This is a genomic window from Streptomyces sp. HNM0575, from assembly GCF_012726265.1.
Classification (GTDB): domain Bacteria; phylum Actinomycetota; class Actinomycetes; order Streptomycetales; family Streptomycetaceae; genus Streptomyces.
The window spans coordinates 74,164-97,717 of sequence record NZ_JAASAG010000016.1; the positions used below are offsets into that span (position 1 = coordinate 74,164).

The 23,554-nt window shown below is 68.8% G+C and carries 20 protein-coding genes and 1 rRNA gene; 16 read left to right on the plus strand and 5 right to left on the minus strand.

Annotated elements, in window-relative coordinates; translation table 11 throughout:
• The first annotated feature begins 451 nt into the window (after positions 1-451).
• Positions 452-955, plus strand: a complete 504-nt coding sequence (locus HCC61_RS28620) for a hypothetical protein (protein WP_169140462.1) — start codon at positions 452-454, stop codon at positions 953-955.
• Positions 956-1,060: 105 nt separating this feature from the next.
• Here the strand turns inward: HCC61_RS28620 and HCC61_RS28625 are convergent, their stop codons facing one another.
• Complete coding sequence (locus HCC61_RS28625; RefSeq protein ID WP_169140464.1) at positions 1,061-1,450, minus strand: hypothetical protein; 390 nt, start codon at positions 1,448-1,450, stop codon at positions 1,061-1,063.
• A 381-nt stretch (positions 1,451-1,831) separates the two neighbouring features.
• On the opposite strand from HCC61_RS28625, the gene HCC61_RS28630 reads away from it, so the two are divergent.
• The 5 genes from HCC61_RS28630 (at position 1,832) to HCC61_RS28650 (ending at position 5,738) form a co-directional block, all read left to right on the plus strand.
• On the plus strand, positions 1,832-2,152 hold the full coding sequence (locus tag HCC61_RS28630; protein ID WP_169140466.1) for a hypothetical protein: 321 nt from the start codon (positions 1,832-1,834) through the stop codon (positions 2,150-2,152).
• Positions 2,152-3,441 (plus strand): putative T7SS-secreted protein, encoded by a 1,290-nt coding sequence (locus HCC61_RS28635; protein ID WP_169140468.1) that lies wholly within the window; start codon positions 2,152-2,154, stop codon positions 3,439-3,441. The genes HCC61_RS28630 and HCC61_RS28635 overlap by 1 nt, the downstream gene beginning before the upstream one ends.
• Positions 3,438-4,142, plus strand: a complete 705-nt coding sequence (locus tag HCC61_RS28640; protein WP_169140470.1) for a hypothetical protein — start codon at positions 3,438-3,440, stop codon at positions 4,140-4,142. Before HCC61_RS28635 ends, HCC61_RS28640 begins: the two co-directional genes overlap by 4 nt.
• Positions 4,139-4,972 carry a hypothetical protein gene (locus tag HCC61_RS28645; protein WP_169140472.1) on the plus strand — a complete coding sequence of 278 codons (834 nt, stop codon included), beginning with the start codon at positions 4,139-4,141 and terminating at the stop codon, positions 4,970-4,972. The genes HCC61_RS28640 and HCC61_RS28645 overlap by 4 nt, the downstream gene beginning before the upstream one ends.
• Positions 4,973-5,042: 70 nt before the next feature.
• On the plus strand, positions 5,043-5,738 hold the full coding sequence (locus HCC61_RS28650) for a hypothetical protein (protein WP_169140474.1): 696 nt from the start codon (positions 5,043-5,045) through the stop codon (positions 5,736-5,738).
• Positions 5,739-5,827: 89 nt separating this feature from the next.
• Here the strand turns inward: HCC61_RS28650 and HCC61_RS28655 are convergent, their stop codons facing one another.
• On the minus strand, positions 5,828-6,082 hold the full coding sequence (locus tag HCC61_RS28655; RefSeq protein ID WP_169140476.1) for a DUF397 domain-containing protein: 255 nt from the start codon (positions 6,080-6,082) through the stop codon (positions 5,828-5,830).
• A gap of 427 nt (positions 6,083-6,509) precedes the next feature.
• On the minus strand, positions 6,510-10,451 hold the full coding sequence (eccCa, locus tag HCC61_RS28660; protein WP_169140478.1) for a type VII secretion protein EccCa: 3,942 nt from the start codon (positions 10,449-10,451) through the stop codon (positions 6,510-6,512).
• Positions 10,452-10,719: 268 nt separating this feature from the next.
• Here eccCa and eccD point away from each other — a divergent pair, with 268 nt between their 5' ends.
• The 6 genes from eccD (at position 10,720) to HCC61_RS28690 (ending at position 18,055) form a co-directional block, all read left to right on the plus strand.
• Positions 10,720-12,183 (plus strand): type VII secretion integral membrane protein EccD, encoded by a 1,464-nt coding sequence (gene eccD, locus HCC61_RS28665; RefSeq protein WP_169140480.1) that lies wholly within the window; start codon positions 10,720-10,722, stop codon positions 12,181-12,183.
• 188 nt (positions 12,184-12,371) lie between these two features.
• Positions 12,372-12,662 (plus strand): 30S ribosomal protein S15, encoded by a 291-nt coding sequence (rpsO, locus tag HCC61_RS28670; RefSeq protein ID WP_169140490.1) that lies wholly within the window; start codon positions 12,372-12,374, stop codon positions 12,660-12,662.
• Positions 12,663-13,002: 340 nt separating this feature from the next.
• Complete coding sequence (locus tag HCC61_RS28675) at positions 13,003-15,255, plus strand: polyribonucleotide nucleotidyltransferase (RefSeq protein ID WP_169140492.1); 2,253 nt, start codon at positions 13,003-13,005, stop codon at positions 15,253-15,255.
• A complete protein-coding gene (locus tag HCC61_RS28680; protein WP_346777428.1) occupies positions 15,252-16,706 on the plus strand; it encodes a pitrilysin family protein in 1,455 nt (484 codons plus the stop codon). Before HCC61_RS28675 ends, HCC61_RS28680 begins: the two co-directional genes overlap by 4 nt.
• 58 nt (positions 16,707-16,764) lie before the next feature.
• A complete protein-coding gene (dapB, locus tag HCC61_RS28685; RefSeq protein ID WP_169140494.1) occupies positions 16,765-17,520 on the plus strand; it encodes a 4-hydroxy-tetrahydrodipicolinate reductase in 756 nt (251 codons plus the stop codon).
• A gap of 4 nt (positions 17,521-17,524) precedes the next feature.
• Complete coding sequence (locus HCC61_RS28690) at positions 17,525-18,055, plus strand: hypothetical protein (RefSeq protein WP_346777429.1); 531 nt, start codon at positions 17,525-17,527, stop codon at positions 18,053-18,055.
• 13 nt (positions 18,056-18,068) lie between these two features.
• On the opposite strand, the gene HCC61_RS28695 is transcribed toward HCC61_RS28690, so the two are convergent.
• Both HCC61_RS28695 and HCC61_RS28700 read right to left on the minus strand, forming a co-directional pair.
• Entirely contained in the window at positions 18,069-18,644 is a 576-nt protein-coding gene (locus tag HCC61_RS28695; protein ID WP_169140496.1) for a hypothetical protein, read from the minus strand.
• 143 nt (positions 18,645-18,787) lie between these two features.
• The gene (locus HCC61_RS28700) at positions 18,788-19,024 is read right to left on the minus strand and encodes a hypothetical protein (protein ID WP_169140498.1); all 237 of its coding nucleotides are present in this window, start codon (positions 19,022-19,024) and stop codon (positions 18,788-18,790) included.
• A gap of 269 nt (positions 19,025-19,293) precedes the next feature.
• Here HCC61_RS28700 and thyX point away from each other — a divergent pair, with 269 nt between their 5' ends.
• From thyX to HCC61_RS28720, 4 genes are all read left to right on the plus strand, one after another.
• Positions 19,294-20,034 carry an FAD-dependent thymidylate synthase gene (gene thyX, locus HCC61_RS28705; RefSeq protein ID WP_169140500.1) on the plus strand — a complete coding sequence of 247 codons (741 nt, stop codon included), beginning with the start codon at positions 19,294-19,296 and terminating at the stop codon, positions 20,032-20,034.
• Positions 20,035-20,295: 261 nt separating this feature from the next.
• The gene (gene dapA / locus HCC61_RS28710; RefSeq protein ID WP_169140502.1) at positions 20,296-21,195 is read left to right on the plus strand and encodes a 4-hydroxy-tetrahydrodipicolinate synthase; all 900 of its coding nucleotides are present in this window, start codon (positions 20,296-20,298) and stop codon (positions 21,193-21,195) included.
• A 200-nt stretch (positions 21,196-21,395) separates the two neighbouring features.
• Positions 21,396-23,081, plus strand: a complete 1,686-nt coding sequence (locus HCC61_RS28715; RefSeq protein ID WP_169140504.1) for a ribonuclease J — start codon at positions 21,396-21,398, stop codon at positions 23,079-23,081.
• Positions 23,082-23,485: 404 nt separating this feature from the next.
• A 16S ribosomal RNA gene (locus HCC61_RS28720) occupies positions 23,486-23,554 on the plus strand; the annotation flags it as partial.

Below are 23,554 nucleotides of genomic sequence, written 5' to 3' on the forward strand. Positions count from 1 at the left end.
GGTGAGCGGCCTCGAGCGGTACGGCGGCCGGACGGACACCGAGTTCTCAGCGGCCGTCACGGTGTTGCTTCCCGGTTCCGGACCGGAGGCAGACAGAAATCCGGCAACCATTGATGTCCGTACACACGAGGAACCCCGACGTGGCGGCTCGCTCAATGTGATGTACGCGCCGAGCGCTCCTGAACTCGGTGCTGTACACGGGGACTCGGCGACGTTGACCCGTTTGGCAAGTGGCAAGGCCATGAGTCCGGAGCTGAGCTGGGGACTGACCCTGGCGTGGGTCGGGGTGGGACTCCTCCTTGTCGGTGCAAGTGTTCTGACGGGCGAGTTTCGTCCGATCACACGTGTCGGACAGGGCGCTCGTGTCGGTCGGGGTGCCTGCGCCGGCTCGGGGCCTTGGGACGTACGCGATTCCCGGTCGAACACCGGTGGCGAGTGTCTACTCGTTGCTATGGACAGCGGCGAGCAGTTGGGTTTCTGGGTCGAGCGGAATGCCTCCGCGGTCGCAGAGGTCGCGGGAAGCGAGCCGGTCTGGGTCTGTTGGAAGCCCTCCGAGGCCGGGACAGGCGGGGACAAGAAGGTCGCCGCCGTTGTTCTGGCGGACTCGGGTTGGGCTTTGCATGGCGAAGTGTGGGCCGAGCAGGCACGTCAATTGGAACGGCACGCAATCGACCCGGGACGCGGCGGTGTTCCCGTCGACGATCACCGCAAGATGCGGCTGTGGAGCCCGGTGCTCTCCTGGCCGCTGATTCTGCGCGGCAGTTCACTGCTGTGCATTGTGCTGGCTCTGGCTTCCGCCGCAGCACTCATCACCGATTTCGGCGTCAGGTGGCGCTGGGGGCTCGGGGTCATCGGGACGGTTGCGTTGCTTGGCGCTCTTGCCACGTACGTAGTGCCTTCCACCAAGGATGAGAAGGACGGCCGGGGTTCATCCGTGTCGACAACCACCGTGTAAGCGACCGACTTAGTGCACCGGCGGCGCTAGGCCACCGGGCCGGAGTGGCCCGGTGGCCGCCCGCGGAGCCCCTGGGCGGCCAGTCGCGCGCCGGAGGCGCCCCCCTCAGAGCTGCTTGACCATCTCCACCGCGTCCTTCAGGGACAGCCGCGGCTCCTGGCGGCGCAGCTCCTTCACCGCGCGGACCTCGCCCTTGCTCGCCTTCACCGAGCGCACGGCGTCGGTGTCGATGCGGTCGCGCACGTCGTCGAGGGACGTCGACTGCTGCGGCATGGTGAGCCGCTTCCGGCGGCGAAGCCAGAAGCTGACCACGACGGCGAGTGGGACGTAGATCCACGCCATGATCTGGATGGCTTCCCCGATCGGTGTGCCGGTGAGCGAGAGGCCGAGGACTACGGCCACTGCCAGGATCAGAAGACCCACGAACCAGTACATCTCGATGGTCTTGAGGGAACGTGCATCGGAAGTCTGCCCGTCCCGGGGCTGGTTCTTCACGCGGGAACCCTTCTGCCTTGTTGTCGGGAGTGCCTGGAGGGCGGTTTCACCCTGGCCATACCGTACGTGGCACCGGCCGTTACGCCACAGGGCGGTGTGGATTTCCTGTGGGGTTTCCCGAAGGGTCCTGCTGAGATCCGCGGCTGTTTGCGGCCCGATCTCAGTGCTCTCAACTCCCTTACCGCGTAAGGCCGTCGGCGTTCGGCGCGCAACAGTCTCCAAGCTGTCGGAGCCCAGGACGAGCGCGTTCCAGGTGTCCGTTCCTGCTCGTATAATCAGCGCCGGCTGCGGGATGCATCACCGTCACCAGGGGGATTCCCCCTATTTGCATGCCTCTCGCCCGGCTTGTTCGCTCCATTCACCACCGAGGAGAAGCACTTCATGGGGGACCACTTCAAGACGGATCTGGGTGTACTGGATCAGTTTGTCAAGACGTTGAACAGCAGCGTCAAGGATCTCGACGATGCCCGCACGGCGTTGTCGCACGTCCGGGGCGACCAGATCGGCACCTCCCGGCTGGACAAGGCCTGCGACGACTTCCAGGAGGAATGGAAGTACGGTGCCGAGCAGATGAGCGAGATGATCGGCGGCATCAAAGAGGGTGTGGAGTCGAACAAGAAGAGCTATAAGGAAATGGAGACGAACCTCGCGAAGGCGCTCAACGAGATGGAGCAGCAGGGCACTTCGGCGGGGGGCAAGTGATGGTAGCGAATCCTTATCCTCACCTCGGCTGGAACCCGGTTCCCGGTATTCCCTCGGAAGTCGAGGCGCTCAAGAACAAGGTGAGCAAGGCCGCCACTGCACTTCGCAGCTGCCACACGCAGATCGAGCGTCTGATCGGCGAGAGCAGCCACTGGGAAGGTGACGCCGCTGACGCCTTCCGCGACAAGCTCGACGGCGATCTGCCCAAGTACATGAAGGACGCCGCCACCTCGATGGAGAAGGCCGCCGCCCAACTTGCCAAGTGGGACGGCGACTTGAATGCCAACCGCGAGCTCGCCAAGAAGTACGACGACGAGGCGCGGGAGAAGAAGGAAGCCGCGGGCACCGCCAAGGAGCGGCAGGACACCGCCCAGAAGGACCCGGACCTCAAGCTGGGCGGCAAGGAGTTCCCCAGCCAGGCCGAGGCGGACGCGGCGACGGAGCGGCTGCGGGCGGCCGAGCGCCGGCTGAAGGAGGCCTCGGACAGCCTGGAGAAGGCCAACGAGGCGTACAACAGCGTCATCGAGAAGGCCAAGACTCTGGAAGGGGAGCACGAGCGGCAGGCCAACAAGGTCGCGGAGGAACTGGACAAGGCGGACGACGACCTTGCTCCCGACGAGCCCGGCTGGCTCAGCAAGACCCTCAGTACGATCGGCGACGCGCTGAAGACAGCCGGCGACTTCGTTCTCGAACACGCGGGCACCATCGGCGCGATCGCCGGCCTGCTGGCGCTCTTTCCGACACCGCTGGCTCCGGTCTTCGCGGGCATCGCGGTCGTCGCGAGCGCCGCCTCGCTGGGCAAGAACTTCGCCAGCGAGGACTTCCGGGCTTCCTTGACCGGCAAGTACGGCACCGGTGAGGCCCTGAGTGCCTGGGGTTCCGTCGCCGGCGACGCGCTCGGCGTACTGCCCGGGGCCGGTGCGCTGGCCAAGGGCGGTGGCGAGGCAGCCATGCTGGCGGGCGCGGCCAGGGAGGGCGGCGAGGCGATGTCCGCCGGCTCCAAGGCCGCCGCCTTCGGGCGGGAGACCGTCGAGGCGTTCAACTTCAAGGCACTCGACGTCGCCACCGACCCGGGAACAGGGATGGTGGATTACGGCGTGAACGGTGTCAACGCTCTGGCCAACACCGCATCTTCCTTGGAGTCGTTGGACGTTCTGCCTGAAGACGGAAGCAGCCACTACACCGCCGAGGGCGTCAAAGCAGGTGTCGCGGCTCAAGGTGCGAAGGGCAACATCGAGGTCCTGACGGAGGGACTGGGAGATCTGAGGGCGGGGCTCCAACTGCTGTGAACAGCATCCAGGAAGGTTCCGCGGTCAAGCCACGGCCGGCGTTCTGGTACGACCTCCCCTACGGGTACCTGCAGATCGACGTCTATCCCGGCGGCGAGCGCATGGAGCAACTGGCGCGCGAGATCCTTGCGTTGCCCGAAGGCCTCCGCGATCGAGCGGACCAGGTGTTCCGCATGTATGCCCTCATGATGTGGGAGCTGCAGAAGCATCGTGTGGTGGGTTGTGCGCTCGGCTTGCACCCGGATGGCGAGAGCGCCTCCATGTCGGTACTGACGGTTTCCATCGTCGAGATGCAAGGTGTCAATCCCAAGGCGGCGCTGACGTTGCTGCTGGCGTCCGGAGCGGGTGAGACCAGGGAAACAGGCGTCGTGCCCGTCGAACTGCCCTGTGGCACAGCCTTCGTCACCGGCACCGTCGAGGAGACGGACGTGCCGGAACCTCAAGCGGTACCAGGCGAAGCCCCTGCGAAGGCTCCAGTCTGGCGCGGTATGGTCGCGATCCCGGACACGCGCTCCTCTTCGGTGACGGTTCTCCAACTCGTCACTCCGTCTCTGCATCTCGCTGACGAGTACCGAAGTGTGCTGCTCGGCGTGGCCAGCACGGTCACTTACACCGATCCGCAGTCGGCAGACTCAACGGGTGGAGCGTTGCAACGGGATGCCGGGGCGATCGCCGAGGCAGTGAGGAATGATTTCGGATGACGGCGGAGAGCAGCCAGGGGAATGCGGTGCCGGAGCCCGCAGCGGCACGGAGCGAGACGGCGGGCCCCTCGACCGACAAGGAAAGGGCGGGGCGGCGCCGGTTGGCGATCCTCGCGACGTCGACGTGGCTGGTCAGCTATGCACTCACCCTGGCCATCTTCAGCGACTCCCTTTTCATTCTGGGGATTCCGGGGATCATCGGCCTGGTCACGGCGACCGTCATGACGGCCGTGGGGTGGATGTACAAGTCGGTGAACGCCGTCCCCTACGCCACCGACTGCACGGACCCGAGGGGTGCCCTGAGGTATCACCGCCTGGTCGTGACACGGAGGTTCGTGTTGCTCGTCCTGGTGGCAGGGGCGCTCGGAGCAGTGCCGCTCATCACGGAGATCTCGTATTTCTTCCCGCTCATCGTCGTGGGGATGATGAGTCTCGTTGTGGCGGCGATCGTGCTGGTGCAGCAGTTGACCTGGCTTCGGCACTGTTCCCGGGCCCTGAAGACATACGACGCGGAATTCCGCACGCCGGTGGAGAAGCTGGGACGGCAGAGCGGAGGGAAGCGCATTCTCCGGCTCAGTGAAGGGGAGCAGGCGTCTCCGAAGATGTCGGCACGTCAGCCGTTGGGCCTCGAGTGGCCCGAGGCGATCCACGATGGCGTGTGGTTCGCCGGGGACGACATGTTCGGTGGGGCCCTCCTCGTGCCCGGCAGCGGGGAGTTGGTGCTGGTGCAGCCGCTCGAGTGGGCAGCGTTGAGTGCGCAGCGTGGACGAGTTGAAGCAGCACGTCAGCAGGCTGCTGAACACGCTGGTTTCCACCGGAAACTGATCTGAATCGACTGCTGAAGCGGGCCCGCGAACTGCGCCAATGCCCATTCCCGGCTCGGAGGAGAGACAAGGCGTGATGCACGGCAGTGAGCTGCGGGTCCCGCTGACCAAGGTCGCATTCGATCACCCCGAGACGCGGTCGGAGTGGAAGGCGACGCGTCGCCGGGTGAGACTCAAGCTGTCGCTGTGGAGCGTGCTGCTGGTCGGCGCCTTGACGCTGTGCGGTCTGCTCGCGGAGGTGCGGTGGGCCGCTCCCACCGCCCGCAGTGACAACAGCGTCGGCGGCCTCATCGGCGGTGTGGGCATTCTGGGCTACGTGTTCGCGCTGTACACCTGCTGCGGTGCGCTGTCCCGGCTGCGCAAGGCCCGCAGCATCCTGGAGGCGTATCCATGGCGGAGGTTCCCCGCAGTGCGGAGGCTGTCCGGGAAGGACCCGGCGGGCGTGCCGGTGCAGTTCCGCCTCGCCGAGCGCGGTGAGGAACCGGGCCGCGGCGACAGTTCGTCCGCGGACGACGTGTACGTGGACGACGACGGCACGGTCTGGTCCCAGAGCATGTCCGCCCGTAATCCGCTCCGTTGGAACCGCTGGAACGAGTCGATGGAACGGGGCGCCTGGTACGCCGGTGACGTCGCGATAGGGGGCGTCCTCGCGCTGCCCGGTGGCAGCGGGTTGATGACCGTTCAGCGCAGGATGCAGGTGCTCTCCATGGACCGTCAGCCGGGGAGGACCGACCACGAGCGCATCCTCGCGGCCGCGCCGGGGCGGGACTGACTCTTCCGGGACTGACTCTTCCCGGGCCGGCGGGCCGTGAGCGGAGGCGCCCCAGGCGCCGCCTCAGACCGCGCCGTCCTCCGGCGTCCTCAGACCCCGCCGTTCTCCCGCGTCGGCTCCAGGTCGAACTCGCCGTCACGCGCGCCCAGTACGAACGCGCGCCACTCGGCCGCGGTGTAACGCAGCACCGTGCCGGGGTCCTTGGAGTTGCGCATAGCGACGGCTCCGTCCGGAAGGTGGGCGATCTCGACCCTCTCCTCCTCGGGCCCGCCCGGCGCGGACTCCCAGACGGCGTCGGAGATGTCCATCGCGTACAGTTCGTCCTTCTCCTGCTGCGTCCCCATGGCGCATGCTCCCCTCTTCGACACCGGCTGCACCGACCGAACGGGCTGCACGGACTGAACGGGCCGTACCGACCCCGACCGGATCTGCCGCACTGACCGGACCTGCTTGCCCGGCGGTCAGCGTCCAGTGGCAAAGGTGAGCCCCGGGGCACTCGGCCCGGCCCCCGGCCCCGTCTTCGCAGCCCCGCCCATCATTCCATGCACCGGCTCCCCACAGCCCGGATCGAGCCCGTCCGTACGAGCCGCCCCCGGATCCGTACGGATCGTACGAGCCGTCGGCTGTCAGTTGTCACCCGTCAGCCGTCAATACGTACGACGCCGGGCCGGGAAGGCGTTCCCGGCCCGGCGTCTCAGGCGTTGTTCACGGGCGGCCGGAGCGACCCGCAAAGCGCCCCCCGGGGGACCGCTCCCCGGCCCGCCCGGCTTCTCAGTTGTTCGCCGGCATCCAGCCCGTCTGGACCAGCTGCCCGCCCCTGCGCCGCGTCTGGAAGTAGCCGCGGCCCGGCGGCAGTTGCGTCGGAGAGATGCTGCCGAGCAGAGCGCCCTCCGACTTGTCACCGGAAAGGACGACGCCCTGTGCGCCCAGCTCCTTGATGCGCTGCATCACGGGCTCGTACAGCGCACGGCTGGCGCCGCCGGACGAGCGGGCGAGGATGACGCGCAGCCCGACGTCGCGGGCGAACGGCAGGTACTCCAGCAGCGGCATCAGCGGGTTCTGCCCGGTGGCCACCAGGTCGTAGTCGTCGATGACGACGAACGCGTCCGGGCTGTCGTACCAACTGCGGTTGCGCAGCTGCTCCGGTGTGACGTCCGGCCCCGGCATGCGCCGCGACATGGATCCGGCGAGCCCTTCGAGGGTCTCCTGTAGCGAGGGCGCAGCGGCGCAGTACCGCGAGAGATGCGCCTCGGGTACGCCCTGGAGATGGGCGCGCCGGTAGTCGCCGACCACGATCTTCGCCTTGTCCGGCGAGTAGCGTTCCGTGATCTGGTGCATCAGCAGCCGCAGCAGCGCGCTCTTGCCGGATTCGCTCTCGCCGAAGACCACGAACAGCGGGTCCGTCTCGAAGTTGACGAAGACGGGCCGCAGCGAGCTCTCGTCGATCCCGAACGCGAGGCCGTGATCCGGGTAGTCGGAGCCCTTGGGGAGCCTTGAGGCCTCCAGCATGGTCGGCAGCAGCCGGACCGCCGGTGCCGGTTCGCCCTTCCAGTGCTCGTTGATGGAGCTGACCGTCTGCCGCGTGGCGTCCGGCAGGTCCTCCAGCGTGGCGGAGCCGTCGATGCGCGGCAGTGCCGTCATCAGGTGCAGCTTGTCCGGGCTGAGGCCGCGGCCCGGCATGGCCACGGGGACGTTCGCGGCGACCTTGCGGTCGATCTCCGACTCGGACGGGTCGCCCAGCCGCAGCTCCAGGCGGTTCTGGAGGAGATCCTTCAGCGCGGGACGCACCTCCGTGTACCGCGACGCGGTGAGGACGAGGTGGACGCCGAAGCCGAGACCCCGGGTGGCGATGTCGGTGACGTCGCCCTCCAGCATCTCGTAGTCGTTCTTGAACGTCGCCCAGCCGTCGATGACGAGGAAGACGTCGCCCCACTTCTGGTCCGGCAGCTGCCCCGCGGCGCGGCGCTGGCGGAAGGTGGCGATGGAGTCGACGTTGTGCGCGCGGAAGTACTCCTCGCGCTCGTTGAGGATCGACATGACCTCGCTGACCGTACGGCGCACCTTCTCGCCGTCGAGGCGGTTGGCGACGCCGCCGACGTGGTGCAGCTCCTCCATCGCCAGCAGCGAGCCGCCGCCGAAGTCCAGGCAGTAGAACTGGACTTCGGACGGGGTGTGGGTCAGCGCGAACGACGTCATGAGCGTGCGCAGCAGCGTCGACTTGCCGGACTGCGGGCCGCCGATGACGAATCCGTGGCCGGCCGCACCGGAGAAGTCGCGGTAGAGCACGTCGCGGCGCTGCTCGAACGGCTTGTCCAGCAGGGCCACCGGCACCGCGAGCCGGCCGAGCGCCGTGTAGTCCGGGGCCGTGAGGCCGCGGTCCTGGGTGGCGGCCAGCGCCGGCAGCAACTGGTCGAGGGACGGCGGCTCGTCCAGCGGCGGCAGCCACACCTGGTGTGCGGAGGGGCCCTGGCCGACCATCTTCTGCACGATGACGTCGAGCACGGTGTCGGCGAGCGCGTCGTCGACCGTGTCCGTCTCCGAGGTCTCCGGCTCCGGCGCCGCGGGCAGTGCCACGGGCGTCGCTGTGAACTTCACCGGCCGCGTCTGCGTGGCCTGGCTGACCCGGGTCGGGCCCGCCGTGCGGTACGCGCCGGAGACGTAGGCCGCCTTGAACTGCACCATCGTCTCGGTGTCGTACTTGAGGAAGCCGGCGCCCGGCACGTTCGGGAGGTGGTACGCGTCCGGGACGCCGATCGCGGTGCGCGACTCGGCGGCCGAGAACGTACGCAGACCGATCCGGTACGAGAGGAACGTGTCCAGACCGCGCAGCTTGCCCTCCTCCAGGCGCTGCGAGGCCAGCAGCATGTGCACGCCCAGCGAACGGCCGATGCGGCCGATCTGGATGAACATGTCGATGAAGTCGGGCTTGGCGGTGAGGAGTTCGCTGAACTCGTCGATGATCAGGACGAGCGACGGCAGCGGGTCGAGTGCGGCGCCCGCCGCCCGCGCCTTCTCGTAGTCCGTGATGTTGGCGTAGTTGCCCGCCCTGCGCAGGACCTCCTGACGCCGGTTCAGCTCACCGGTGATCGCGTCGCGCATGCGGTCGACCAGGGTGAGTTCGTCGGCGAGGTTGGTGATGACCGCCGCGGTGTGCGGCATGTCGGCCATGCCCGTGAAGGTCGCGCCGCCCTTGAAGTCGGCGAGGATGAAGTTGAGCGTCTGGGACGAGTGCGTCACGGCCAGCCCGAGCACGAGCGTGCGCAGCAGCTCCGACTTGCCGGAGCCGGTCGCGCCGACGCACAGCCCGTGCGGGCCCATGCCCTCCTGCGAGGCCTCCTTGATGTCGAGCATCACGGGCTCGCCCTCGCCGCCGATCCCGATCGGGACCCGCAGCCGCTCGTGCAGCGAACGCGGCCGCCAGGTGCGCGCCATGTCCACGGAGCCGGCGTCGCCGATGCCCATCAGGTCGGTGAAGTCCAGGTTGGACAGCAGGGGTTCGCCCTCCTCGCCGCTGCCCATGCGGAGCGGCGAGAGCTGGCGGGCGAGGGCCTCGGCCTGCTCGTAGCTCAGCAGGTCGGGCCGGCCGGAGTACGCCGACTCACGGCCGACGTACAAGTCGAGGGCCTTCTCCCGTACGTGCACCGTCAGGCCGCCGGACATCTGGTCGTCCAGCGTGCCGGGGGCCACCTCGATGAAGGTGACGCCCTGAAGGCCCTCGGCGCCCGCGAGTTGGGAGTCCGGAGGTATCGACCCGCCGTCGAGGATCACGATGAGGTGCGGCTGGTCGGCCACGGGCGTGCCGTCGCGGTTCCAGCGGGGACGGCCGTCGAGCTGGCTGTGGAGCGATTCCTCCAGCTGGCCGAGGTCGTCGTAGAAGAGGCGTGCCTGCCCGGCGCCGTCGGACTGCGACGGGTGCTGCGCGTGCGGCAGCCACTTCGTCCAGTCCCATTCGGCCATCGAGCCCGGGTGGGCGACGATGGCGATCAGCATCTCCTCGGGGGAGTGCAGCGCGGACAGCTGACCGATCGCGGCACGGACATTGCCGTACACCTCGTCGGTGCCGCCGGTGACGACCACGTGGTAAAAGGCGCGCAGACTCACGGCGATGGGAAGGTCCGGAAGCGAACGGTGAATGTCCAGAAAGGACTTCATCGCTTCTGCCGTGAGCGGTTCCAGTTCATCCTTGGGCGCCGTTTCCGGCGCGACGAGCGGAGTGCTCAACTGCTGCCAGCCGGTGCCGATTCGCACGGAGGAGAAGTCGTTGTCGGAGGGGCGCCTCTCCCACAGGCGTTTGCCGTCGCCTGCGATCGCCCACAACTGATCCGGACTCGGATGCTGGTACAGCTGCGCGTTCCGCTGTGCATCCGAGGTCTTGCGCACGTCCTTACGGATCTGGTCGAGATAGCGGAAGTAATCCCTCCGCGCCTGGCCCATCTGGGCCCGGCCTCCCCGTCTGGCCTTGACGACCTGCGCGATCGCCATTGCGACCGTGGATACGGCCATCAGGCCGCCGACGACCTTCATGTAGGCCTGCGAGCCCGGCATGAAGAAGAATGCGACCGAGCCCCCCATGCCCATCACGGGCAGGAGATTCATCCAGATGTCGCTGTCACCGTCGCGCGGCAGTTCGGGAGGGGATTCCAGCTTGACATCCCCTTCGGGCACGGTCGGCGGCATGACCCGTGGCTGCCGCTTCACGATGACCACACTCACCGTTACATCAGTCCTTCACGATAAATTCGCAATTACGCACCGACGCCCCCGCCATCGCAACAGCTACCGGTCATGCAGACGCTGATCCTAGTCGGTGCGGGAGTCTCCGGGATCCGGGAGGACCGACTGTCCGCCATGGACGGTAAGGTGACCCGCAATCTTCCCAAGTGCTTCCCCGCCGCGGGAGCTTGGGGCAATCAACGAGCCCGAGATGTCTGTAATTCATCGTGACGCCGAGTCCGAGCGGTGAGCAAGGGGGAACAAGAAGGTGGCCACGACCGCAGCGACAGGCTTCTGCCGCGTCACGGTAGTTGCACCCGGGGGGCGCATCGACGTCGCACTGCCCGAGGACGTGCCCCTGTCCGACGTCTATCCGGAGATCGCCCGGCTCTCCGGAGGCAGCCCCGCCGAGGGCGCCCTGTCGGGGTATCACCTCGTCCGCCGGGACGGGCGGGTCCTCGAATCGGGCCTGTCCCTCGCGGGCAACGGCATCAGGGACGGCGAGGTGCTGCTGCTGCGCCCGTTCGCCGACTCCCTGCCCTCCGCCGTCTTCGACGACGTCAGCGACGCGGTCGCCACGGCGGTGCGCCAGGACCGCGCGCTGTGGAACGAGCAGCGGATGCGTGCCGCCGGACTCACCGGCGGCGGCGTCCTGTTGGTGCTCATGGCCTTCTCGCTATGGTTCGCCGACCCCGTCGAGCACGACATGCACGGACTGCCGGGCATCATCGCCGGCGCGGCGGGCGTCCTGCTCGTCGCGCTCGCGTGCGTACGGGCGCGCGTGTACGGGGACAGGGCGTCGTCCATAGCGCTCGGCCTCGGGGCCATGCCGCACATCATGATCGCCGGGTCGGGGATCCTTCCCCTCCCGGCGGGCGAGGGCATCGGCCGTCTCCAGTTCCTGCTGGGCTGCGTCGCGGTGCTGCTGGCCTCGGCGGTGCTCATCGCGATCACGCCGAGGGGCGACGGCCCGTTCGTCGCCTCCGCGATCGTCTCGGCGGTCGGCACGGTGTTCACCTTCGTCGCGGTCCTCGCAGACCTCGACGCCTCCGGGGCGGCGGCCATCGCGGCCCCGGTCTCCGTGGGCACCATCGCCTTCCTGCCCGGTCTCTCCGCCCGCTTCGCCCGGCTCCCCATAGGCTTCGAGCCCCGCGCGGCGGGCCCAGGCGGATACGACGGCGGTGAGAGCGCCCGCGCTCAGGGGCCCGTGGACGCGGAGCGCATCGCGGCCCAGGCCCGCCGCGGCCACGAGATGCTCGTCGGCCTGGTCGGCGGCTGGTGCGCGGCGGTCGTGGGCACCGCGGCCGTGCTGGGCTTCTCGCACAACGGCTGGGGCCAGCTGCTCGCCCTCGCCACGGGCATCTCGATGCTGCTGCGCGCCCGCCTCTTCCGGTACACCTCGCAGGTCACGTGCTCCCTGGCGGCGGGCCTGGGCACCCTCACGCTGCTCGCGCTCGGGCTGTCCCTCAACCCTCCGTCCCAGCTGGTGCGCGACTTCGTCACGGGCGACAGCGCCGGGCTCGACGTCCGTACGGTCTGGATCGCGGCGTCCATCGCGGTCGCCGCGGCGCTGATCACTGCCATCGGCCTGATCGTGCCGCGTACGGGGCTGACGCCCTTCTGGGGCCGGTTCATGGAGCTCACCGAGACGTTCGTGCTGCTCTCGCTGATCCCGCTGTGCCTCGCGGTCCTCGACGTCTACGCGGACGTCCGCGGCTCCATCGGAGGCTGACCGGAGCCTGCGTACGCGGCGTTCCGTACGCGACGAACTCACGCCGTCCGCCCGCTCCCTGGCCGTTCAGGGGGCGGGCGGAGGCATGAGGAAGCGCTGGTAGGCTGGGTCGGTCCTGCGAGTAGCCGAAGCATCCCCTGAGACGAAGACCAGGGGCGCTCGAGGGCCTGAACGGAAGAGGAGTACGCGTGTCGTCTCTCGATACCGCGACGAAGAAGCAGATCATCTCCGAGTTCGCCACCAAGGAGGGTGACACCGGCTCCCCCGAGGTCCAGGTGGCGCTGCTCTCCCGGCGCATCTCGGACCTGACCGAGCACCTGAAGACGCACAAGCACGACCACCACTCCCGCCGGGGTCTGCTGCTGCTGGTCGGCCAGCGCCGCCGCCTGTTGCAGTACCTGGCGAAGAAGGACATCCAGCGCTTCCGCGCCCTGGTCGAGCGCCTCGGCATCCGCCGCGGCGCGGCGGGCGCCCGCTGACATGTGACTCGGGGAGCGGTTCCCTAAAAGGGGGCCGCTCCCTTCGCCGTATCTGAAGGACCGGATGGTTTGTAGGCTGGTCCCCAGCACGGCGTACATCACGGCGTGCGGCACGGGACCGCCCCCACAGGGCTGCGGTCGCACGCCGGCACAACGCACACACGCATACATAGGCAAACAGACGCGGCAGGGGCGCGCCGCCCGTCGCCGGTCCTCGGTAGTGGCCCCCGGACAGCAGGTTCCGGGTGCTTCGATCGAAGACCGGCCCGCAAACGGAGCGCTCCTCCGCAGCCGGTCCGTCGCCATCCGGGCGCCGGACGCAGACGAGGAGATATCCCTGGTGGAGAACGAGACCCACTACGCCGAAGCCGTCATCGACAACGGCGCGTTCGGCACCCGCACGATCCGATTCGAGACGGGCCGGGTGGCCAAGCAGGCCGCCGGTTCCGCCGTGGCGTACCTGGACGACGACACCATGGTGCTGTCGGCCACGACCGCCTCGAAGCAGCCCAAGGACCAGCTCGACTTCTTCCCGCTGACGGTCGACGTCGAGGAGCGGATGTACGCCGCCGGGAAGATCCCCGGCTCCTTCTTCCGCCGCGAGGGCCGCCCTTCCGAGGACGCCATCCTCACCTGTCGCCTGATCGACCGGCCGCTGCGCCCCTCCTTCAAGAAGGGCCTGCGCAACGAGATCCAGATCGTCGAGACGATCATGGCGCTCAACCCCGACCACCTCTACGACGTGGTCGCCATCAACGCCGCCTCCTGCTCCACGCAGCTGTCGGGCCTGCCCTTCTCCGGCCCCATCGGCGGCACCCGCGTCGCCCTCATCCGCGGCCGGTGGGTGGCCTTCCCGACCCACACCGAGCTGGAGGACGCCGTCTTCGACATGGTCGTCGCCGGCCGCACCCTCCCCGACGGCGACGTCGCGGTGATGATGGTCGAGGCCGAGGCCACCGAGAAGACCGTCGAGCTGGTACGGGGCGGCGCCGAGGCCCCCACCGAGGAGGTCGTCGCCGCCGGACTCGAGGCCGCCAAGCCCTTCATCAAGGTGCTGTGCAAGGCCCAGTCGGACCTCGCCGCGAAGGCCGCCAAGCCCGTCGCGGAGTTCCCGATCTACCTGGACCACCAGGACGACGTGCTGGAGGCCCTCACCGAGTCCGTGCGCGACGAGCTGGCCCAGGCCCTCACCATCGCGGGCAAGCAGGAGCGCGAGGCCGAGCTGGACCGCGTGAAGGGGCTCGCCGCGGAGAAGCTCATCCCGCAGTTCGAGGGCCGCGAGAAGGAGATCTCCGCCGCGTACCGCACGCTGACCAAGGAACTGGTCCGCGAGCGCGTCATCAAGGAGAAGAAGCGCATCGACGGCCGCGGCGTCACGGACATCCGTACGCTCGCCGCCGAGGTCGAGGCGATCCCGAGGGTGCACGGCTCGGCGCTCTTCGAGCGCGGCGAGACGCAGATCCTCGGCGTGACGACGCTGAACATGCTGCGCATGGAGCAGCAGCTGGACACCCTGTCGCCGGTGACCCGCAAGCGCTACATGCACAACTACAACTTCCCGCCCTACTCCACCGGCGAGACCGGTCGCGTCGGCTCCCCGAAGCGCCGCGAGATCGGCCACGGCGCCCTCGCCGAGCGCGCGCTCGTGCCGGTGCTGCCCACGCGCGAGGAGTTCCCGTACGCGATCCGTCAGGTCTCCGAGGCGCTCGGCTCCAACGGCTCGACGTCCATGGGCTCGGTCTGCGCCTCCACCATGTCCCTGCTGAACGCCGGTGTGCCGCTGAAGGCCCCCGTCGCCGGCATCGCCATGGGCCTGATCTCCAAGGAGATCGAGGGTGAGACGCACTACGTCACCCTCACCGACATCCTCGGTGCGGAGGACGCCTACGGCGACATGGACTTCAAGGTCGCCGGCACCCGCCAGTTCGTGACCGCGCTCCAGCTCGACACCAAGCTGGACGGCATTCCGGCCTCCGTGCTCGCCGCGGCGCTCAAGCAGGCGCGCGACGCCCGGCTGCACATCCTCGACGTGATGAACGAGGCCATCGACGTACCGGACGAGATGTCCCCGAACGCCCCGCGGATCATCACCGTGAAGATCCCCGTGGACAAGATCGGCGAAGTCATCGGCCCCAAGGGCAAGATGATCAACCAGATCCAGGAGGACACCGGCGCCGACATCACCATCGAGGACGACGGCACCATCTACATCGGTGCTGCCGACGGCCCGGCCGCCGAGGCCGCCCGCACCACGATCAACGGCATCGCGAACCCGACGATGCCCGAGGTCGGCGAGCGCTACCTGGGCACGGTCGTCAAGACGACCACCTTCGGCGCCTTCGTCTCGCTCCTCCCCGGCAAGGACGGTCTGCTGCACATCTCGCAGATCCGCAAGCTCGCGGGCGGCAAGCGCGTGGAGAACGTCGAGGACGTCCTCGGCGTCGGCCAGAAGGTCCAGGTCGAGATCGCCGAGATCGACCAGCGCGGCAAGCTGTCGCTGATCCCCGTTCTCGAGGACGAGGAGTCCGAGGGCTCCGGCGGTCCCGACGGGAAGGAGTCCGCGACGGCCGACGCCGCCGCGGGTGACCAGTGACGCGCAAGCACCGTGTGACGGCCCGCCCCACCACTGCGGAGGGGCGGGCCGTCGCCCGTACAGCATCGGGAGTGAAGGCGATGTCCGGCGGCGGCCGTCCGCATGCGGGCCGGGGTCACGCGGGCACGGGCAGAGGCACGGGCGCCGGCCGGAGCGCCGGCGGAGGCGAGGTCCGCAAGACCGTCCTGCCGGGCGGGCTGCGGGTCGTCACCGAGACGGTGCCCACGGTCCGTTCCGCGACGCTGGGCATCTGGGCGCACGTCGGCTCCCGTGACGAGACCCCGGCGCTCGGCGGCGCCACCCACTATCTGGAGCATCTGCTCTTCAAGGGCACGAAGCGGCGCAGCGCCCTCGACATCTCCGCCGCGCTGGACGCCGTGGGCGGTGAGATGAACGCCTTCACCGCCAAGGAGTTCACCTGCTACTTCGCCCGCGTCCTCGACTCCGACCTGCCCCTGGCCATCGACGTCCTCGGCGACATGCTCACCGGCTCGGTGCTGGACGCCGCCGAGATCGAGGCCGAGCGGGGCGTCATCCTCGAAGAGATCGCCATGACCGAGGACGACCCGGGCGACTGCGTACACGACCTGTTCGCACGGGCCCTGATGGGCGATTCACCGCTGGGGCGCCCCGTGCTGGGCACCGTCGACACCGTCAACGGCTTCACCCGCGACCGCCTCGTGCGCTTCTACCGCAAGCACTACGACGCCCCGCACCTCGTGGTCGCCGCCGCCGGCAACCTCGACCACGACACGGTCGTACGGCAGGTGCGCGAGTCCTTCGACAGGACGGGTGCACTGGAGCGTACGGAGGGCCGCGCCCCCTTGGGGCCCCGCGCCGGCGCGCGCCCCCTGCGCGCCAACGGCCGCGTGGAGATCGCCGACCGCAGCACCGAACAGGCCCATCTCGTCCTGGGCATGCCGGGTTACTCCCGCAACGACGACCGCCGCTGGGCGCTCGGCGTGCTCAGCGCGGCCCTCGGCGGAGGCATGAGCTCCCGCCTCTTCCAGGAGATCCGCGAGAAGCGCGGCCTCGCCTACAGCACGTACTCCTACACCTCCTCCTTCGCCGACTGCGGCCTCTTCGGCGTCTACGCGGGCTGCCGCCCCGGCCAGCTCTCCGACGTGCTGAAGATCTGCCGCGACGAACTCGACCACGCAGCACGCCACGGCCTGCCCGACGACGAACTGCGGCGCGCCGTCGGCCAGTTGTCCGGTGCGACGGTGCTCGGCCTGGAGGACACCGGCGCACTCATGCACCGGCTGGGCAAGAGCGAACTGTGCTGGGGCGAGCAGCTATCGGTCGACGAGATGCTGGCGAAGATCTCCGCCGTCACGCCCGACGACGTACGGGAGGCCGCCCGCGACGTGCTCGGCCGGCGCCCCTCCCTGGCCGTCATCGGCCCGCTCACCGACCGCCAGACCGCACAGCTCCACGAGGCCGTCGCCTGACACCGCTGTCCCGCACGGCGCCCCGCCCCGTCCGCAAGTACCGGAGGAACGAGACAAGATGAGCAAGCTGCGCGTGGCCGTACTCGGCTCCGAGGGACGGATGGGCTCCGAGGCCGTACGAGCCGTCGAGGCCGCCGACGACATGGAGCTGGCCGCCGCCCTCGACCGCGACGACAGCCTCGACGCCCTCACCGGCTCCGGCGCGCAGGTCGCCGTGGACCTCACACACCCCGAGGCCGTCATGGGGAATCTCCAGCACTGCGTCGGCCACGGCATCCACGCCGTCGTCGGCACCACCGGCTGGACGGACGAGCGCCTCGCGACCGTACGGAGCTGGCTGGAGGCCTCGCCCGGCACCGGCGTCCTCATCGCCCCCAACTTCGGCATCGGCGCGGTGCTGATGATGCGGTTCGCGCAGCAGGCGGCGCGCTTCTTCGAGTCCGCCGAGGTCGTCGAGCTGCACCACCCGGACAAGGCGGACGCACCGAGCGGCACGGCGGCACGCACGGCACACCTCATCGCCTCCGCCCGCGCCGACGCCGAACTGCCCGAGCAGCCCGACGCCACCACCACCGCCCTGGACGGCGCGCGCGGCGCGGACGTCGACGGCGTGCACGTGCACTCCGTGCGGCTGCGGGGGCTCGTCGCCCACCAGGAGGTGCTGTTCGGAGGCGAGGGCGAGACCTTCACCATCCGGCACGACTCGCTGCACCGCAGCTCGTTCATGCCCGGTGTGCTGCTCGGAGTGCGCCGCGTCGGCTCCGTACCCGGACTCACACACGGTCTCGAGCACTTCCTCGGCCTGGACGCGTGACACCGTGCGCGCGAAGATCACGTACTTCACCCTGGCGGCCGTTCTGCTCGCCTACTTCGTACTGGCAGGCAGCCGCGGGGTGCTGCTGATCGAGCAGGGCACAGCCATCACCGTCCCCTTCGGGCTGGCGGTCCTCGTGCTGCCGCTGATCGGCGTCTGGTTCCTGTGGCAGACCACGCGCTTCGCGCACAACGCCGAGCGGCTCGCGCGCGAGCTGGAGGCCGAGGGCGGACTTCCGCCCGACGAGCTGCGGCGCACGCCGTCGGGCCGCATCGACCGCGACTCCGCGGACGAGGTGTTCGCACGCAGGAAGGCCGAAGCCGAGGCGGCCCCCGGCGACTGGCGCAGCTGGTTCCGGCTCGCCGTCGCCTACCGGGACGCGCGCGACACCCCGCGCGCCCGCAAGGCGATGCAGCACGCCATCTCCCTGCACGACTCGGCACAGGACCCGGTACACGACTCCGTACAGGACTCGGTGCAGGACCAGGACGGGGGCGGTCCCCGGACCACCGCCGGCGGCGAGCAGCTCCTCTAGACGGTCCGGCCTCCTACATACCGGCGCCGGCTCCCGCCCACGACTCGGCCGCCCATCCCTCTATGACGTCCGTGGCCCGGTCGAAGGCCTCCGGCCTCGCCAGAAAGTCCGCGTTGTGGTCGGTGAGCAGCGTGCGCAGTGGCTCGCCGTTCCCCGCCCGCACGACGGTCAGCGCCTGCCCCTGCACGGTGCGCGGCAGGCCCAGCCACCGCACGGGCTGCTGCACGGTGCGCACGGCGGCCACCTCGGACCAGCGCACGGTCACCGTCTTCAGCAGCCCCACCTGCCGCACTCCGTACGCCGAGACCCAGACGCCCACGCGCAGCAGCCGCAGCGAGAGCGCGATCACCACCAGCCCCGCGCCCACGCACACGAGCGCGCCCGGCACCGACCCGGCGAGCGCGATGATCAGCGCGGAGAACAGCATGTACGAGGCGAGCAGCAGGAGCACCGCCGCGCCACCGACCCTCCATGGCCCCGGCCGGTACGGGCGGCGCCAGTGCTCACGGGCGTCGTGCGGCAGCGGTCCGGGCTCTGCGGGTTCGGCCGCGCCGGTCTGTCCTGCGGCCGTCATGAAGGGCAGGGGCACTGGTGGTCCTCGTTCGGAACGGTCTCGATCGGGTGGATCGGCTGTTGCGCGAGGACACTAGCGAGGTGTACGGGACGCGGCCAGCACCGCTGGTCGGCGGCCCGCAGGAACCGTGGGCCGGGACGGGCCCACGGATCGGTACGTCAGCGGCTCTCGGCGGCCGTGGGCCCGTGATGCTGCGACTGACGATCGGGATCGAGGGCGGGAACGCCCAGAACCAGCGAGCCGACCAGCCCCGCCACCACAGTCAGACCGAACAGCGCGCTGCCCGCTTTCTCGGTGACGCTGCGGTGAGCACGGGGCGGCGGTGTGACATTGCTGCGGAACCGGTCGGCGTCGGCGATGAACGCGAACGGTACGGACTCTCCGCGGCTGGGCATGGGCAGGGAACTCCTGTCAGGATCGTTCTGGAAGGTTTCGTAGGTAGAACGTCCCTGACGGCTCAGAAGTGCCGGGTCGAAGGGGACGTGCGTCAAAAAATACCAAGCCGCCAAGCGCCTTCGCACACCGACCCCCCTTATCACGACAGACAGTCCCTTTTGTCCGGACGCAAGGTGCATAACGGTCGTGCGCCCACCGTCCCCGCGCTGTCAGTGGTGCGCCTTAGGCTGGGCGCGCCCGGCAGCCGTACGACCAGGAGGCATCACCCGTGACCGACACCGAAGAGCAATCCGCCGCTCCGACCTTCCGCGGCGGGATGACCGTCGAGCTGGTCAAGCACAGCGCTGCCGACACGGATGTGCTGTGGGCGGCCCGGGTGTCCACGGGCGGCGAGAAGTCCCTGGAGGAGCTGCACAAGGACCCGGAGCGCTCCAAGGGCCTGATCAACTACCTGATGCGCGACCGCCACGGAAGCCCCTTCGAGCACAACTCGATGACCTTCTTCATCAGCGCTCCCCTATTCGTCTTCCGCGAGTTCCACCGCCACCGCGTCGGCTGGTCGTACAACGAGGAGTCCGGTCGCTACCGCGAGCTCCAGCCCGTCTTCTACGTTCCGGAGGCCACGCGCAAGCTCGTCCAGCGCGGACGCCCCGGCAAGTACGAGTTCGTGGAGGGCACCCCCGAGCAGCACGAGCTGACGGTCTCCGCCATGGAGGACTCCTACCGCCAGGCGTACGAGAGCTATGAGCGCCTCCTGGCCGCCGGCGTCGCCCGCGAGGTGGCCCGCGCCGTCCTCCCCGTCGGCCTGTACTCCTCCATGTATGCGACGTGCAACGCCCGCTCCCTCATGCACTTCCTCGGCCTGCGCACCCAGCACGAGCAGGCGAAGGTGCCGTCGTTCCCGCAGCGGGAGATCGAGATGGTGGGCGAGCTGATGGAGGAGCAGTGGGCCAAGCTCATGCCCCTGACCTACGACGCCTTCAACACCAACGGCCGGGTCGCCCCCTAGCGAGCACACTGCGGCCCGGTTCTTCCCGGGGCAGAGATGCCCGGATTGCGGGCTTTCCGCCAGTACGTCTACGCTGAAATCACGGCCCGGTACTGCTTGAACCCCCGAGCAGGCAGTGCCGGGTCGCTCTGTCCCGGCGGGTGTTCCAGGCGTCTTCGACCCCCGAGCCACCGCCTCCCGTGCCTCGGCCGCCCCGCCCGGAGCCCAAGACCAAGGCCCCGAGGGGGCACTACCACCCGTGCTGCGAGTAGCGTGGACCCTATGGCTCCGACCTCCACACCGCACACGCCCTTCGGGCGGGTTCTGACAGCGATGGTCTCGCCGTTCACCGCGGACGGCGCTCTCGACCTCGACGGCGCGCAGCAGCTCGCCGTCCATCTGGTGGACGCCGGCAACGACGGCCTGGTCGTCAACGGCACCACGGGCGAGTCCCCGACGACCAGTGATGTCGAGAAAGCCCAGCTGGTGCGGGCCGTGGTCGAGGCGGTCGGAGACCGCGCCCACGTGGTCGCCGGAGCCGGTACGAACGACACCGCGCACAGCCTCGAACTCGCCCGCGACGCCGCCAAGGCCGGCGCCCACGGGCTCCTCGCGGTGACGCCGTACTACAGCAAGCCGCCGCAGGAGGGCCTCTACCGGCACTTCACCGCGATCGCCGACGCCACCGAACTGCCGGTGATGCTCTACGACATCCCGGGCCGCTCCGGTGTCCCGATCAACACCGAGACGATCGTCCGCCTCGCCGAGCATCCCCGCATCGTCGCGAACAAGGACGCCAAGGGCGACCTCGGCCGTGCGAGCTGGGCCATCGCCACCAGCGGACTCGCTTGGTACAGCGGCGACGACATGCTCAACCTCCCGCTGCTCTCGGTCGGCGCCATCGGCTATGTCTCGGTCGTCGGCCACCTGGTCACACCCGAGCTGCGTTCGCTGCTGGAAGCCCACCTGAGCGGCGATGTGACGAAGGCCACCGAGATCCACCAGAAGCTTCTCCCGGTCTTCACGGGCATGTTCCGTACGCAGGGTGTGATCACGACGAAGGCGGCCCTCACCCTCCGCGGGCTGCCGGGCGGGCCGCTCCGGATGCCGCTCGTCGAGCTCTCCCCGGAGGAGACCCAGCAGCTGAGGCACGACCTCGCGCACGGCGGCGTGGAGATCTGAACCAGACGTCATAACTGCATAACGGGCAAGATCTGAAACGTAGAGACATCAGTAAGCAAGCACGAGCGTAGAAACACCGAACCCATTCACGAATATCGCGCGCGCCACGTGTCCCACGGGGTCCCCCATGCCGGAGGCCAGTGGGGTCCCCCATGCCAAGGCCCGGGGGAGCGTGGCGCGCGTCATGTGAGGAGAGTCTTTTGAGTCATCCGCATCCCGAGCTCGGCTCGCCGCCGAAACTGGCCGAAGGCGGCCTGCGGGTCACACCGCTCGGCGGCCTCGGCGAGATCGGCCGCAACATGACGGTCGTCGAGTACGGCGGCCGGCTGCTGATCGTCGACTGCGGCGTGCTGTTCCCCGAGGAGGAACAGCCCGGAGTCGACCTCATCCTGCCGGACTTCAGCTCCCTGCGGGACCGCCTCGACGACATCGACGGCATCGTCCTGACGCACGGTCACGAGGACCACATCGGGGGCGTACCGTTCCTGCTGCGCGAGAAGGCCGACATCCCGCTCATCGGCTCCAAGCTGACCCTCGCCCTGATCGAGGCCAAGCTCCAGGAGCACCGCATCCGTCCGTACACGCTGGAGGTCGAGGAAGGCCACCGCGAACGCATCGGCCCCTTCGACTGCGAGTTCGTCTCGGTCAACCACTCCATCCCCGACGCGCTGGCGGTGGCCATCCGCACACCCGCGGGCATGGTCGTGCACACCGGCGACTTCAAGATGGACCAACTCCCGCTGGACGGGCGCCTCACGGACCTGCGTGCCTTCGCCCGCCTCGGCGAGGAGGGCATCGACCTGCTGCTCTCGGATTCGACGAACGCCGAGGTGCCGGGCTTCGTCCCGCCGGAACGCGACATCTCCGGGGTGCTGCGGCAGGTCTTCGGCGGAGCGCAGAAACGCATCATCGTGGCGAGCTTCGCCAGCCACGTGCACCGCATCCAGCAAATCCTCGACGCCGCCCACGAGTTCGGACGCCGGGTGGCCTTCGTGGGCCGCTCCATGGTCCGGAACATGGGGATCGCGAGGGATCTCGGCTATCTCGACGTGCCGGCCGGCCTGGTCGTCGACGTCAAGACGCTCGACGACCTCCCGGACGACGAAGTGGTGCTCGTATGCACCGGTTCACAGGGCGAGCCGATGGCGGCGCTCTCCCGCATGGCCAACCGCGATCACCAGATCCGGATCGTCCAGGGCGACACCGTGATCCTTGCCTCGTCCCTGATCCCCGGCAACGAGAACGCCGTCTACCGGGTCATCAACGGCCTTACGCGGTGGGGCGCCAACGTCGTGCACAAGGGCAACGCCAAGGTCCACGTCTCCGGCCACGCCTCCGCGGGCGAACTGCTGTACTTCTACAACATCTGCCAGCCGAAGAACCTCATGCCGGTACACGGCGAGTGGCGGCACCTGCGCGCCAACGCGGAACTGGGCGCCGCCACGGGCGTTCCCCGGGAACGGGTCGTCATCGCCGAGGACGGCGTCGTCGTCGACCTCATCGACGGCAAGGCCACCATCGCGGGCAAGGTGCACGCCGGTTACGTGTACGTGGACGGCCTCTCGGTCGGCGACGTAACCGAGTCCTCGCTGAAGGACCGCCGCATCCTCGGCGACGAGGGGATCATCTCGGTCTTCGTGGTCGTGGACAGCAGCACCGGCAAGATCGTCGGTGGCCCCCACATCCAGTCCCGTGGATCCGGCATCGACGACGCCGACTTCGGACAGGTAGTGCCGAAGATCGAGGAGGCCCTGTCCAAGTCGGCCCAGGACGGGATCGTGGAGATGCACCAGCTACAGCAGCTCGTGCGGCGCACGTTGGGCAAGTGGGTCTCCGACACCTACCGCCGCAGGCCGATGATCCTCCCGGTGGTCGTCGAGGTCTGAGCCTCAACGACGGGCGGAGCGCCGCGATTTGCGTTGAGGCGCTCCGCTCCAGTAGGTTTACAGCCTCAACTCCGCGGGTACCGGGCGATCTTCGCCGGGAGGCACCCGCAGCCAGAATCAACTCGACGGTCCGGCAAACAAATTCGGATGGTCACCCTGGTAGAGTTGAGATCACCGAGATGGAAGTGCCCGGAGCGGCCTGTTGTGGGTCTGTGATGGAAGCGTCCGTTCTTTGAGAACTCAACAGCGTGCCAAAAGTCAACGCCAGATATGTTGATACCCCGTGCCCTGAGGCTTGGATTGCTTTGGGGTGGGGATTTCTTTGATGACAGCGAGGATGCTGTGCATGGCTGGGATTATTCCTCCTGGTTGTGCCGCTCTTTGTGGTCTGTCTTTTTGAGGCATTCACGGAGAGTTTGATCCTGGCTCAGGACGAACGCTGGCGGCGTGCTTAACACATGCAAGTCGAACGA